Origin of the sequence: Pseudomonas agronomica, from assembly GCF_025917275.1 — a bacterium.
Taxonomy (GTDB): Bacteria; Pseudomonadota; Gammaproteobacteria; order Pseudomonadales; family Pseudomonadaceae; genus Aquipseudomonas; species Aquipseudomonas agronomica.
The window spans coordinates 1-13,322 of sequence record NZ_JAOSHO010000106.1; the positions used below are offsets into that span (position 1 = coordinate 1).

Annotated in this window: 12 protein-coding genes; 6 read left to right on the top strand and 6 right to left on the bottom strand. The window is 61.5% G+C overall.

Annotated elements, in window-relative coordinates; all coding sequences use genetic code 11:
* Nucleotides 1-57 precede the first annotated feature (57 nt).
* The 5 genes from OC610_RS10590 to tldD all read left to right on the top strand — a co-directional run bounded on the left by OC610_RS10590 (nt 58) and on the right by tldD (nt 8,483).
* Nucleotides 58-654, top strand: coding sequence for a Maf family protein (locus OC610_RS10590; protein ID WP_264427742.1), 597 nt, complete (start codon nt 58-60; stop codon nt 652-654).
* Between the two features lie 56 nt (nt 655-710).
* Nucleotides 711-2,168 (top strand): ribonuclease G, encoded by a 1,458-nt coding sequence (gene rng / locus OC610_RS10595; RefSeq protein ID WP_030139844.1) that lies wholly within the window; start codon nt 711-713, stop codon nt 2,166-2,168.
* 61 nt (nt 2,169-2,229) lie between these two features.
* Complete coding sequence (locus OC610_RS10600) at nt 2,230-6,033, top strand: YhdP family protein (protein WP_264427743.1); 3,804 nt, start codon at nt 2,230-2,232, stop codon at nt 6,031-6,033.
* A 138-nt stretch (nt 6,034-6,171) separates the two neighbouring features.
* Nucleotides 6,172-7,035 (top strand): carbon-nitrogen hydrolase family protein, encoded by an 864-nt coding sequence (locus OC610_RS10605; protein ID WP_264427744.1) that lies wholly within the window; start codon nt 6,172-6,174, stop codon nt 7,033-7,035.
* A gap of 5 nt (nt 7,036-7,040) precedes the next feature.
* Complete coding sequence (gene tldD, locus OC610_RS10610; RefSeq protein WP_003197828.1) at nt 7,041-8,483, top strand: metalloprotease TldD; 1,443 nt, start codon at nt 7,041-7,043, stop codon at nt 8,481-8,483.
* A gap of 199 nt (nt 8,484-8,682) precedes the next feature.
* On the opposite strand, the gene yjgA is transcribed toward tldD, so the two are convergent.
* Nucleotides 8,683-9,207, bottom strand: coding sequence for a ribosome biogenesis factor YjgA (gene yjgA, locus OC610_RS10615; RefSeq protein WP_014336624.1), 525 nt, complete (start codon nt 9,205-9,207; stop codon nt 8,683-8,685).
* Nucleotides 9,208-9,360: 153 nt separating this feature from the next.
* Here yjgA and pmbA point away from each other — a divergent pair, with 153 nt between their 5' ends.
* Complete coding sequence (gene pmbA, locus OC610_RS10620) at nt 9,361-10,707, top strand: metalloprotease PmbA (protein WP_030139848.1); 1,347 nt, start codon at nt 9,361-9,363, stop codon at nt 10,705-10,707.
* Between the two features lie 218 nt (nt 10,708-10,925).
* Here the strand turns inward: pmbA and OC610_RS10625 are convergent, their stop codons facing one another.
* The 5 genes from OC610_RS10625 to OC610_RS10645 form a co-directional block, all read right to left on the bottom strand.
* Nucleotides 10,926-11,201, bottom strand: a complete 276-nt coding sequence (locus tag OC610_RS10625; protein WP_264427745.1) for an HPr family phosphocarrier protein — start codon at nt 11,199-11,201, stop codon at nt 10,926-10,928.
* Nucleotides 11,202-11,216: 15 nt separating this feature from the next.
* A complete protein-coding gene (gene rapZ, locus OC610_RS10630; RefSeq protein ID WP_264427746.1) occupies nt 11,217-12,074 on the bottom strand; it encodes an RNase adapter RapZ in 858 nt (285 codons plus the stop codon).
* Between the two features lie 2 nt (nt 12,075-12,076).
* The gene (ptsN, locus tag OC610_RS10635) at nt 12,077-12,541 is read right to left on the bottom strand and encodes a PTS IIA-like nitrogen regulatory protein PtsN (RefSeq protein ID WP_030139851.1); all 465 of its coding nucleotides are present in this window, start codon (nt 12,539-12,541) and stop codon (nt 12,077-12,079) included.
* A 12-nt stretch (nt 12,542-12,553) separates the two neighbouring features.
* Nucleotides 12,554-12,862, bottom strand: coding sequence for a ribosome hibernation-promoting factor, HPF/YfiA family (gene hpf, locus OC610_RS10640; RefSeq protein ID WP_039592236.1), 309 nt, complete (start codon nt 12,860-12,862; stop codon nt 12,554-12,556).
* Between the two features lie 76 nt (nt 12,863-12,938).
* On the bottom strand, nt 12,939-13,322 hold a 384-nt coding region (locus OC610_RS10645), incomplete at its 5' end, for an RNA polymerase factor sigma-54 (protein WP_456300302.1).

Here is a 13,322-nt window from a genome sequence, read left to right on the forward strand (position 1 = left end):
AGCCCGGCGGGAGCAAGCTCTGACCACAAAAGCCAGTCGCGTTAGGGAGATGTCTTGATGAAACCGCTTTACCTCGCTTCAGGCTCGCCGCGTCGACGTGAACTGCTCACACAGATTGGCGTGCCGTTTACCGCCGTCAGTGCGGACATCGACGAAACTCCCCTCGATCACGAAACCCCATCGGCCTACGTAGAGCGCCTGGCGCGTGGCAAGGCCGATGCGGGACGACGTGCCCTGTCAGCCGACATCGACGGTTGCGTGTTGGGCGCCGATACCGCTGTCGTTCTGGACGGAAAAATTCTCGGCAAGCCCCAGGATCAGGCCGACGCCGTGTCGATGCTCCTGGGCCTGTCCGGTCGCGATCATGAAGTATTGACGGCCATTGCCGTGCTGGATGGACAGCGTTGCGAATCCCGTGTGGTTCGCAGTCGGGTGAGTTTTCGCATCATCACCGAACAGGAAGCGCTGGCCTATTGGGCCAGCGGCGAACCCCGGGACAAGGCCGGAAGCTATGGTATCCAGGGGTTGGGTGCGGTGTTCGTCGCCGGGCTCGAAGGCAGTTATTCGGCGGTGGTCGGCCTGCCGTTGTGCGAAACCGCGGAACTGCTGGGCCATTTCGGCATACCCTGTTGGCAAAACTTGAGCGCGCGCTGAGCGCTGACTGACTTGATACGGCCATAATCGTGAATATGCCTGAACGAGACCCTGCCATGAGTGAAGAGATCCTGATCAACATCACGCCGATGGAATCGCGCGTGGCGGTGGTTGAAAACGGTGTCCTGCAAGAGGTCCATGTCGAGCGCACGCAGAAACGTGGCATTGTCGGGAATATCTACAAGGGCAAGGTGGTGCGTGTGCTGCCGGGCATGCAGGCGGCCTTCGTCGACATCGGGCTGGATCGAGCGGCATTCATTCATGCGTCGGAAATTTCCATGCGCGAAGGGCCGGCCGTGGAAAGCATCAGTGCGCTGGTCCATGAGGGGCAGAGCCTCGTCGTGCAAGTCACCAAGGACCCCATCGGCTCCAAGGGCGCGCGCCTGACCACCCAACTGTCGATTCCATCGCGCTACCTCGTGTATATGCCGCGCACGGCCCATGTCGGCATTTCCCTGAAGATCGAGGACGAAGCCGAGCGCGAGCGTCTCAAGAAAGTCGTCAGCGATTGCGTGGAAAAAGAAGGCATCAAGGAGGCGGGTGGCTTCATCCTGCGCACCGCGGCCGAAGGCGCCGGGGCCGATGAAATCCTCATGGACATCCGCTACCTGCGCAGGCTCTGGGACCAGATCGCCGCGCAGATCAAGACCATCGCCACCCCCAGCGTGATCTACGAAGACCTCGGCCTGGCGCTGCGGACCCTGCGCGACCTGGTCAGCCCGAAGATCGAGAAGATTCGCATCGATTCCCGGGAAACCTTCCAGCGAACCACCCAATTCGTCGCCGAACTGATGCCGGAAATTGCCGATCGCCTGGAGCACTACCCAGGCGAACGGCCGATTTTCGACCTCTACGGGGTCGAAGATGAAATCCAGCGTGCACTGGAGCGCAAGGTGCCGCTCAAGTCTGGCGGTTACCTGGTGGTCGATCCGGCCGAGGCGATGAGCACCATCGACGTCAACACCGGTGCCTTTGTCGGTCATCGCAATCTCGAGGAGACCATCTTCAAGACCAATCTTGAAGCGGCGACCGCCATTGCCCGGCAACTGCGCCTGCGCAACCTTGGCGGGATCATCATCATCGATTTCATCGACATGGAAGACGAAGAGCACCAGCGCCAGGTGCTGCGCACGTTGGAAAAACAGTTGGAGCGCGATCACGCCAAGACCAACATCATCGGCATCACCGAGCTGGGCCTCGTGCAGATGACCCGCAAGCGCACCCGCGAAAGCCTGGAGCAGGTGTTGTGCGAACCGTGCAGCAGTTGCCAGGGACGGGGCAAGCTCAAGACCCCGGAAACCGTGTGTTACGAAATCTTCCGGGAAATTCTCCGGGAGGCGCGCGCCTACCAGGCCACTGGCTATAGAGTGTTGGCGAACCAGAAAGTGGTGGACCGCCTGCTCGATGAGGAGTCAGGCAACGTGGCGGAACTGGAGGCTTTTATCGGACGCACGATTCGTTTCCAGGTGGAAACCATGTATTCCCAGGAACAATACGACGTGGTGTTGCTCTGAAGCGGCGTGTGGAGTGGCGAGGCCGCGAATCTGAATGCCTTGGCCAGGGGAGGCTGCTGACATGGAGCGCCTGACACGTCTTTTGGCTACGCTGACGCGCTGGGGGCTGGGCCTGTGTGCACTGGTGCTGGTGCTGCTGGCGTTGTACGTCAGCCTCGGTCGGGAACTGGTCCCGCTGGTGGCCGAATACCGTGGCGAGCTTGAGACCCGGGCCAGCGAAGCCTTGGGCATGCCCGTGCACGTCGGCAGCCTCGACGGGAGCTGGAGCGCCCTGGCGCCGATATTGGCGGCGCGTGACGTCGTGGTTGGTGACGGTGCCAATGCCTTGCACCTGGATCAAGTGCGCGTCGTGCCCGATCTATGGGACAGCCTGCTGACGCGTCAGGTGCGCATCGCTCATCTGGAAGTGAGTGGGCTGAAGATCAGCCTCAAGGAAGGCGCCGACGGCAAGTGGGCCTTGGAAGGCCTGCCAGTGCGGGACGATCAGCCACTCGATCCGCAGCAGCTGCTGGACCGAATGCAAATCGTCTCGAAGCTGTCGGTGCTCGACAGCCAAGTTACCTTGCAACCTTTGGATCAGCCACCGCTGAGCCTGACCTACGTCGGCCTGAGCCTGCGCACCGGCCCCACGCGCCAACGCTTGGACGCCCGCCTGACGTTGCCTGACGGCCAGCCCGTGGCGGTGAACGTGCGCACGCGGATCCGTGCCAGCGACTGGAAAAATGGCGAGGCCGATGCCTACCTGAGCCTGCCGCAAAGCGATTGGTCCAAATGGCTGCCGAAGCGCCTGACCCAACAATGGAATTTTTCCGAGATCAAGGCCGGTGGTGAGTTCTGGCTCAGTTGGGGGGCGGGCACCGTGCAAAAAGCGGCGGTGCGACTGAACGCGCCGCAGTTGCAGGGCGCCTACGCCGACCGCAAACCGGTACAGATCCAGAACCTGGCCCTAAACGGATATTTCCAGCGCGGCAGCCAAGGATTCAATGCGACGCTCGACACCTTGGCGATGAACCTGGGCGAGAGCCGTTGGGAATCGCGCTTGCAGCTACAACAAAGCGACGCCACCGATAAAGCCGAGGAGCGTTGGCATCTGGAGGCCGATCGTCTCGACCTGACACCGCTGACGCCGTTGCTCAATGCCTTGGCGCCGTTGCCGGAGGGCGTCGCCACGGCGATTGATCGGCTCAAGGTGACCGGTGGCCTGCGTAACGTGCTGGTGGACTTTCGTCCACAAAACACCGGTGACCAGAAAGTCAGCTTTGCCACCAACCTGGATACGGTGGGCTTTGACGCCTATCGCGGTGCCCCGGCGGCGCGCAACGTTTCAGGCAGCCTCAGCGGTGACCTGGGCGGCGGCGAACTGCGCATGGACAGCAAGGATTTCTCCCTGCACCTGGCGCCGATCTTCGCCAAGCCCTGGCAATACCTGCAAGCCAACGCCCGGTTGACCTGGAAGCTCGACAAGCAGGGCTTCACCCTGATCGCGCCCTACCTGAAGGTGCTGGGGGAGGAAGGCCGGATTGCCGGCGATTTCCTGATTCGCCTGCATTTCGACCACAGCCAGGAAGATTACATGGACCTGCGGGTCGGCCTGGTGGATGGAGACGGACGCTATACCGGCAAGTACCTGCCGGCCGTCCTCAGCCCGGCGCTGGACGAGTGGTTGCGCACGGCGATCGTCAAGGGCGCCGTGGACGAGGGTTTTTTCCAATACCAAGGCTCGCTCAATCACGGCGCCGAAGACGCCGCCCGCAGCATCAGCCTGTTTTTCAAGGTGCATGACGCCGAACTGGCCTTCCAGCCGGGCTGGCCTTCGGTCAGCAAGGTCAGCGGCGACGTGTTTGTCGAAGACAGCGGCGTGCGCATTTTCGCCAGCCAGGGGCAATTGCTCGACACTCAGGTGAAGGATGTTTCGGTGAACATTCCCCACGTGCCCAGCGGGCAGAGTTCTCATCTGCTGCTGGACGGCGGGTTTGCCGGTGGATTGGGCGATGGACTGAAAATCCTCCAGACCGCGCCTATCGGTACGGCGGACACGTTCGCTGGTTGGGAAGGCGACGGTGCGCTGCAAGGCAGCGTGAAGCTCGATATCCCGCTGGTCAAAGGCGAGCAACCGAAAATCCTGGTGGATTTTGCCACTGACAAGGCCCGGCTCAAGCTCAGCGAGCCGGCGCTGGAATTGAGCGAGCTCAAGGGTGATTTCCGCTTCGACAGCAGCAAGGGGTTGAGCGGCAAGAACATCGCGGCCAGGGCGTTCGATCGACCTGTGACGGCTCAGATTTTTGCCGAGGGCCGCGCCGGTGCGCTCAATACGCGAGTGACGGCGTCGGGGCGGGTCGAGGTGAAGAAACTCACCGATTGGCTGAGCGTGACCCAGCCATTGCCTGTCTCCGGGGTGGTTCCGTATCAACTGCAAGTGATCCTAGACGGCGCCGACAGCCAGTTGTCGGTCAGCTCCAACCTCAAGGGTGTGGCGGTGGACTTGCCGGCACCCTTCGGGATGGCCGCCGATGTCGGGCGCGACACGGTGTTCCGCATGACGCTGCAGGGGCCGGAGCGGCGTTATTGGGTCAACTATGGCGACCTGGCCAGCTTCACCTATGCCGCGCCGAGTGGGAAGGTCGCCGACGGTCGTGGTGAATTGCTGCTGGGTTCCGGTGATGCGGTACTGCCTGGCGGCAGGGGATTGCGACTGCGTGGCACGCTGTCGGAACTGGACGTGAGCCCCTGGCAGGATTTGCTGGGCAAATACGCCGGCCAGGATCCGGGTGGTAGTGCCCGGCAGGTGCTCAGCAGCGCCGACCTGAAAGTGGGCAAGCTCACGGCCATGGGCACGACGCTGGACCAGGCTTCGGTGCAGTTGGACCGCAAACCGGACGCCTGGGCCCTGCGGCTTGACAGCCAGCAGGCCAAGGGCAGCGTCAGCCTGCCGGATGCGAAAGCCGCGCCGATCGGCATCAAGCTGGATTATGTGCGCCTGCCAGCTGTGGATCCGACGGTCCAGGCCGATGAAAACGCCCCGGATCCTCTGGCCACGGTCGATCCCAGCAAGATTCCAGCGATGGATATTGCCATCGACCAGTTATTCCAAGGCCCTGATCTGATTGGCGCCTGGTCATTGAAGGTGCGCCCTACCGGCAAGGGTATTGCGTTGAACGAGCTGGACATGGGCCTCAAGGGCATGGTCTTGAACGGCAACGGCGCTTGGGAAGGCGTACCCGGTTCCACCAGCAGTTGGTACAAGGGCCGTATCAAGGGCAAGAACCTGGCTGATGTCTTGAAAGGTTGGGGGTTCGCGCCGAGTGTGACCAGCCAGGAATTCCGCCTGGATGTGGACGGTCGTTGGCCCGGCTCGCCCGCCTGGGTTGCCACCAAGCGTTTCTCCGGCAGTCTCGATGCGTCATTGAGCAAGGGCCAGTTCGTTGAGGTTGAAGGCAGCGCCCAAGCCCTGCGGGTGTTCGGTCTGTTGAACTTCAACTCCATCGGCCGACGCTTGCGCCTGGATTTTTCCGACCTGTTCGGCAAAGGGTTGAGCTACGACCGGGTCAAGGGGTTGCTAGTGGCGAGCGATGGCGTGTACGTCACGCGCGAGCCCATTACCCTGGCGGGGCCGTCGAGCAACCTTGAGCTCAACGGTACGCTGGACATGGTCACCGACCGGGTAGACGCCAAGCTGTTGGTGACCTTGCCGGTGACGAACAACCTGCCGATCGCCGCCTTGATTGTCGGTGCACCGGCAGTGGGCGGGGCGCTGTTTTTGATCGACAAGCTGATCGGTGACCGCGTGGCGCGTTTTGCCAGCGTAAGATATGACGTCAAGGGGCCGTGGAAGGAGCCGAAGATCAGCTTCGACAAGCCGTTTTGACGAGCTAACGCTAGTCCCTGTGGGAGCGAGCTTGCTCGCGATAGCGGTGTTTCAGTCACATTTCCTTTGCTGACCCACCGCTATCGCGAGCAAGCTCGCTCCCACAGGGGCAGTGATGTAAAAAATGAGGGACGCACCATGCCAGTCGCCGTGATTCAAATGGTCAGCCAAAGCGATGTGCTCGCCAACCTGGCTCGTGCCCGCGTGCTGCTGGAGCAGGCTGCGGCGGGTGGCGCAAGGCTGGCGGTGCTGCCGGAAAACTTCGCCGCCATGGGCCGGCGGGACGTGGCGCAGATCGGTCGGGACGAAGCCTTTGGTCAGGGGCCGATACTGCCCTGGTTGAAACAGGTCGCCCGCGACCTCAGGTTATGGATTGTCGCCGGTACTTTGCCGTTGCCACCCGTGGACCAGCCCGAGGCCAAGCCCCATGCCTGTTCGTTGCTGGTGGACGACCAAGGCCAGATCGTGGCGCGCTATGACAAGTTGCACCTGTTCGACGTGGACGTGGCGGACAATCGCGGGCGCTATCGCGAATCCGATGACTATGCTTATGGCGGCAACGTGGTCGTTGCCGATACTCCCGTGGGCCGCGTGGGACTGACGGTGTGTTATGACCTGCGTTTCCCTGAACTCTATAGCGAGTTGCGGGCAGCCGGTGCCGAGTTGATCACCGCGCCTTCGGCGTTTACCGCGGTGACCGGCGCGGCCCATTGGGACGTGCTGATCCGCGCCCGGGCCATCGAAACCCAGTGTTATGTGCTGGCGGCGGCCCAGGGCGGCGTGCATCCAGGGCCAAGGGAGACTTTTGGTCACGCGGCGATTGTCGACCCGTGGGGCCGCGTGCTGGCACAACAGGATCAAGGCGAGGCCGTGCTGCTGGCCGAGCGCGACAGCAGCGAACAGGCGTCCATCCGGGCGCGCATGCCGGTGGCGAACCACCGGCGCTTTTTCTCGCAGGGCGCCCGACAGCGACCTGTCCAAGACGACGAATTCAAGGCGTAAAACATATGAGCGGGTTGTTGTCCTCAGTCAGTGAACACCTTTTGGCCCCCGGCGGCGTGACCCTGGAAAGTCTGCAAGGCGTGCTGGGCGACCTGGCCGGTCCGGGCATCGATGCCGCCGACCTGTATTTCCAGGGCCAGATCTCCGAGTCATGGTCGCTGGAAGACGGCATCGTCAAGGAAGGTAGTTTCAACCTCGACCAAGGCGTGGGCGTGCGAGCCCAGTCTGGAGAAAAGACCGGTTTCGCCTACAGCAATGCCATCACCCTCGAAGCACTCGGCGCCGCCGCCCGTGCCGCTCGTTCGATCTCCCGGGCCGGGCAGAATGGCACGGTCCAGGCGTTCAGCAGCCAGGACGTGGCCCAGCTATATGCACCGGACAATCCGTTGGAAGTCATGAGCCGTGCCGAGAAAGTCGAACTGCTCAAGCGTATCGACGTCGCCACCCGCGCCCTTGACCCGCGTATCCAGCAGGTGTCGGTGAGCATGGCTGGGGTCTGGGAGCGGATCCTGGTGGCGTCGACCGATGGCGGCCTGGCGGCGGACGTGCGACCGCTGGTGCGCTTCAACGTCAGCGTGATCGTCGAGCAGAACGGCCGCCGCGAGCGCGGTGGCCATGGCGGTGGTGGGCGTACCGACTACCGTTATTTCCTCAGCGAAGACCGCGCCATGGGCTATGCCCGCGAAGCGCTGCGCCAGGCGCTGGTCAACCTGGAAGCGATCCCGGCCCCGGCCGGCACCTTGCCGGTGGTGCTCGGTTCTGGCTGGTCCGGTGTGCTGCTGCACGAAGCGGTGGGCCACGGCCTGGAAGGTGACTTCAATCGCAAGGGTAGCTCGGCCTACAGCGGACGCATGGGCGAAATGGTCGCCTCCAAACTTTGCACCATTGTCGATGACGGCACCCTGGCCGGACGTCGTGGCTCCCTGAGCGTCGATGATGAAGGCACGCCGACCGAATGCACCACGCTGATCGAAAACGGCGTGCTCAAGGGCTACATGCAAGACAAACTCAACGCCCGCCTCATGGGCGTGGCCCGCACCGGCAACGGTCGTCGTGAATCGTACGCGCACCTGCCGATGCCGCGCATGACCAACACCTACATGCTGGGCGGCCAGAGCGATCCGGCGGAAATCATCGCGTCGGTGAAGAAGGGCATCTATTGCGCCAACCTCGGCGGCGGCCAGGTGGACATCACCAGTGGCAAGTTCGTGTTTTCCACCAGCGAGGCCTACCTGATCGAAGACGGCAAGATCACTGCGCCAGTCAAGGGCGCGACCCTGATCGGCAACGGGCCGGAGGCGATGAGCAAGGTGTCGATGGTCGGTAACGACCTGGCGCTGGACAGCGGCGTGGGCACGTGCGGAAAGGACGGGCAATCGGTGCCGGTGGGCGTCGGCCAGCCGACCCTGAAGATCGATGCGATTACCGTGGGTGGCACGGGTGCATAAATGCACAAGACCCATGTAGAAGCTGTGGAAGGACCCGTGAAGGAGCTGTGTAGGTACTGCGTAGGAGCTGCGTAGGAGCTGCCGAGTGCAACGAGGCTGCGATCTTTCCCTTGACGCTTGAGTCTCAAGCGAAAGATCAAAAGATCAAAAGATCAAAAGATCGCAGCCCTATGGCAACTCCTACAGGGTCGGATGAAACTCAGCGCAGGCCGCGTTGAGTCTCGTCCAGCTCACGGATGTACTTGAAGATTTTACGGCTCGAGGCCGGTGGCTTGTTCTGCGCCAGTTCGTGCTGGGCCTGACGAATCAGGGAGCGCAATTGCTGGCGATCGGCCTCCGGGTAGTCGATAACGAATTTTTCCAGCGTGCCGTCGTCGCCTGCGATCAAGCGATCGCGCCAGCGTTCCAGGTTGTGGAAGCGTTCGTTGTACTGCCGGGTGGAGGCATCGAGCTGGTCGAGCAGAACGAGGATGGCGTCAGTGTCTTGATCGCGCATCAGTTTGCCGATGAATTGCAGGTGCCGTTTACGCGCAATATTCGCGGTGTGCTTGGGCGCATCGGCCAAAGCCCGGCGCAAGGCGTCGGTCAGGGGCAGCTTGGCCAGCAAGTCAGGCTTGAGTGTTGTCAGGCGCTCGCCGAGGTCAACCAGAGCATGCAGCTCGCGTTTGACCTGGGATTTGCTTTTTTCACCCTCGTAGAGGGAGTCGTCGTAAGAATCAACCATGGTGGCAGTCCGCAAAGAAACGCCGCCATGATAACCAGTCGGGGGCCGGTTGTCCGGCCCGGTCGCTCGAAGGCCAAGGGTTTGTACGAAAAAACGCCCAGGCGCTTTGCGTACAAAGCCGTTACCGAAAGCAGAATTTGAGTGGAGAACACCATGAGTGCAGTTCAAAGCGTCGGCCCCCAGGCATTGCCGGCACTGCAGGAGCAAGTCGAGCAGATTCTCGCCGAGGCCAAGCGACAGGGCGCCAGCGCCTGTGAAGTGGCGGTATCGCTGGAGCAGGGGCTGTCGACTTCGGTGCGCCAGCGCGAAGTGGAAACCGTCGAATTCAACCGTGACCAGGGTTTCGGCATTACCTTGTACGTAGGCCAGCGCAAGGGCTCGGCCAGCACCTCGGCCAGCGGTCCTGACGCTATTCGCGAAACAGTCGCCGCGGCATTGGCGATTGCCAAGCACACGTCCGAAGACGAGGCCTCGGGTTTGGCCGATGCTGCGCTGATGTGCAAGGATCTGAAGGACTTCGATCTGTTCCATGCCTGGGATATCACGCCTGAGCAAGCCATCGAACAAGCGCTGCGCTGCGAAGCCGCGGCATTCGACGCCGACAGCCGGATCAAGAATGCCGACGGCACGACGCTCAACACCCACCAAGGCTGCCGGGTCTATGGCAACAGCCATGGCTTTATCGGCGGTTACGCATCGACCCGCCACAGCCTCAGCTGCGTGATGATCGCCGAGGCCGACGGCCAGATGCAGCGCGATTACTGGTATGACGTGAATCGCCAGGGCACGTTGCTGGCGGACCCGGTCAGCATCGGCCAGAAAGCCGCACAACGGGCAGCCAGTCGCCTGGGCGCTCGGCCGGTACCGACCTGCGAGGTGCCCGTGCTGTTTTCCGCCGAATTGGCCGGTGGCCTGTTCGGCAGCTTCCTGTCGGCGGTGTCCGGCGGCAATCTGTATCGCAAGTCGTCGTTCCTCGAAGGCGCGTTGGGCCAGAAACTTTTCCCGGAATGGATGACCATCGACGAGCGCCCGCACCTGATGCAGGCCATGGGCAGTTCGGCGTTCGACGGCGATGGGCTGGCGACCTACGCCAAGCCGTTCGTGGAAAACGGTGAACTGGTTTCATACATCCTGGGTACGTATTCAGGCCGTAAACTTGGCATGCCGAGCACCGCCAACGCGGGTGGCGTGCACAACCTGTTCGTCACTCATGGTGAAGAGGACCAGGCGGCATTGTTGCGGCGCATGGGGCGTGGCCTGCTGGTCACCGAATTGATGGGCCATGGCCTGAACATGGTCACCGGGGATTACTCCCGTGGCGCGGCAGGTTTCTGGGTCGAGAATGGCGAGATCCAATTCCCGGTCCAGGAAGTCACTATCGCGGGGAACATGCGTGACATGTTCAAGCAGATCGTGGCGGTGGGGAACGACCTGGAACTGCGCAGCAACATCCGCACCGGTTCGGTGTTGATCGAGCGTATGACGGTGGCGGGTAGCTGATATTCAGGGCCGAAAAAAAGGCGCGTCATCCATTTGGGTGACGCGCCTTTTTTGTATCGATTAGAACTCATGACAAGACCGCTTCTGTGGCGAGGGAGCTTGCTCCCGCTGGGCCGCGAAGCGGACCCGAACTCTTGCGGTCGCTGCGCACTGGAGCGCCAGCCCGGCCGAGCGGGAGCAAGCTCTCTCGCCACAAAATGACCTTGGGCCCAGGGGAGTTATTCCCCCTCGTCGAAATAATTGTTGATCAGCGCCACCAAGGCATCCATCGCTTCCTGGGCCTGTTCGCCTTCAGTGCTCAAGTGGATCCTGGTGCCCTTGCCCGCAGCGAGCATCATCATTGCCATGATGCTTTTACCGTCGACGGTGCTTTCGGGCGTGCGCCCGACACGGATGGTGGTATCAGGAAACTGACCCGCCACACCCACGAATTTCGCCGATGCCCGGGCATGCAAACCCAGCTTGTTGATGATTTCAATTTCCCGAGCAGGCATCGCGATGTGAATCCTTTAGCTGAGGTCGCGGTGGCGAACCTGGACGTTCTTCAGGGATTGTTGCAGAAGCTGACCCAGGCGCTCGGTCAGGTAGACGGAACGGTGATGGCCACCGGTGCAGCCTATGGCGATCGTGACGTAGGCACGGTTGCTCGCTGCGAAGCGGGGCAGCCATTTGAGCAGGTAGCTGGAGATGTCCTGGTACATTTCCTCGACGTCCGGTTGAGCGGCGAGGTAGTCGATTACCGGTTGGTCGAGCCCGGACTGCTCGCGCAGTTCCGGTTTCCAATAAGGGTTGGGCAGGCAGCGAACATCGAACACCAGGTCGGCATCGACCGGCATGCCGCGCTTGAAACCGAACGATTCGACGAGAAAGGCCGTTCCCGGTTCCGGCTGGTTCAGCAGGCGCAACTTGATGGTGTCGCGCAGCTGGTACAAGTTCAGGTGGGTAGTATTGACCTTGAGGTCGGCCAAATCGGCGATGGGCCCGAGCAGTTGGCTCTCGTCATGAATCGCCTCAGCCAGGGAACGGCTGGCGTTGCTCAGCGGGTGGCGTCGACGGGTTTCTGAAAAGCGCTTGAGCAGTGTTTCTTCGTCGGCATCCAGGTACAACACATCGCATTGGATATGCCGGTTGCGAACTTCTTCGAGCAATTCCGGAAATCGCGACAGATGGCTGGGCAGGTTGCGGGCATCGATGGAAACGGCGACCAGCGGTTGCGCCAGTTCGGTGTGGATCAGGGCGCGCTCGGCCAATTCCGGAAGCAGGCCTGCCGGCAAATTGTCGATGCAGTAGTAGCCGTTGTCCTCAAGTACGTTGAGGGCTGTGCTTTTACCTGAGCCGGAGCGGCCACTGACGATGATCATGCGCATGTTTAATGGCCGTTCTGCTCGTCCAGGACTACCTGATACAAGGCTTCGTTGCTCGGGGCGCTGCGCAGTTTTTCGCGTACTTCCTTGCGATCCAGCATGCTGGCGATCTGGCGCAGCAGCTCCAGGTGCGCATCGGTTGCGGCCTCCGGGACCAGCAAGACGAACAGCAGGTCGACCGGAGCGCCATCGATGGCGTCGAAATCTATGGGGGCTTCAAGGTGCAGCAGCGCGCTGATGGGCGAGGCGCAGCCCTTGAGGCGGCAATGGGGGATGGCAATGCCGTTGCCAAAACCGGTGGAACCGAGTTTTTCACGGGCAACCAATGCCTCGAAGACATCCTGCATTTCCAGATCCGGCACTTCGCGGTGGATCAGGTTGGCGATTTGTTCGAGGGCTTTCTTTTTACTGCCGCCCGGCGCGTTCACTTGGGAACGGCCGGGGGTCAGGATGGTTTCTAGTCGGATCATGGATTGGGGGGGTTAACGACCGGTTGCGCCCTGGAGGAGGCTCTGGGTCTTTTCCTTATGCTTTTTGAGTTGGCGATCCAGCTTGTCGGTCAGCAGGTCAATCGCGGCATACATGTCTGAATGCTCTGCGTTGGCAACCACTTCTCCGCCGGGGATATGCAGCGTGGCTTCGATTTTCTGCAGCAGCTTCTCGACGTTCATCGTGACTTGCACATTGGTGATCTTGTCGAAATGCCTTTCCAATCGGTCGAGTTTTTCGCCGATGTAGGTGCGCAGGGGTTCGGTCACTTCCAGTTGGTGTCCACTGATGTTGACTTGCATACAGCTTCTCCTTCGTTGCCAGTGCATAAAGCGGCAGGCTGGGTTGCCTGCCACTGGAACGCTGTGGCGTGGCCTGTTACATCAACCGCTTGCGTTCGCTCGAAGGTGCGATCCCGAGGGATTCGCGGTATTTGGCGACGGTACGGCGGGCCACCTGAATGCCTTGTGCCTCCAGTAAACCAGCGATCTTGCTGTCACTCAACGGCTTTTTCTGATTTTCCGCGGCGACCAGTTTCTTGATGATCGCGCGGATGGCCGTGGACGAGCATTCGCCGCCTTCGGAGGTGCTGACATGGCTGGAGAAAAAATATTTCAATTCATAGATTCCCCGCGGGGTATGCATGAATTTCTGCGTGGTCACCCGTGAAATCGTCGACTCGTGCATGCCCACCGCCTCGGCGATGTCATGGAGGACCAGCGGTTTCATCGCTTCGTCACCGTATTCCAGGAAGCCGCGCTG

Bases quoted from the DNA above. Each gene is read 5' to 3' on its own strand.
- OC610_RS10605 (WP_264427744.1), top strand. From the start codon at position 6,172: ATGCCAGTCGCCGTGATTCAAATGGTCAGCCAAAGCGATGTGCTCGCC.
- OC610_RS10600 (WP_264427743.1), top strand. From the start codon at position 2,230: ATGGAGCGCCTGACACGTCTTTTGGCTACGCTGACGCGCTGGGGGCTG.
- ptsN (WP_030139851.1), bottom strand. From the start codon at position 12,541: ATGATCCGACTAGAAACCATCCTGACCCCCGGCCGTTCCCAAGTGAAC.
- hpf (WP_039592236.1), bottom strand. From the start codon at position 12,862: ATGCAAGTCAACATCAGTGGACACCAACTGGAAGTGACCGAACCCCTG.
- pmbA (WP_030139848.1), top strand. From the start codon at position 9,361: ATGAGTGCAGTTCAAAGCGTCGGCCCCCAGGCATTGCCGGCACTGCAG.
- OC610_RS10590 (WP_264427742.1), top strand. From the start codon at position 58: ATGAAACCGCTTTACCTCGCTTCAGGCTCGCCGCGTCGACGTGAACTG.
- OC610_RS10625 (WP_264427745.1), bottom strand. From the start codon at position 11,201: ATGCCTGCTCGGGAAATTGAAATCATCAACAAGCTGGGTTTGCATGCC.
- rng (WP_030139844.1), top strand. From the start codon at position 711: ATGAGTGAAGAGATCCTGATCAACATCACGCCGATGGAATCGCGCGTG.
- rapZ (WP_264427746.1), bottom strand. From the start codon at position 12,074: ATGCGCATGATCATCGTCAGTGGCCGCTCCGGCTCAGGTAAAAGCACA.
- yjgA (WP_014336624.1), bottom strand. From the start codon at position 9,207: ATGGTTGATTCTTACGACGACTCCCTCTACGAGGGTGAAAAAAGCAAA.
- tldD (WP_003197828.1), top strand. From the start codon at position 7,041: ATGAGCGGGTTGTTGTCCTCAGTCAGTGAACACCTTTTGGCCCCCGGC.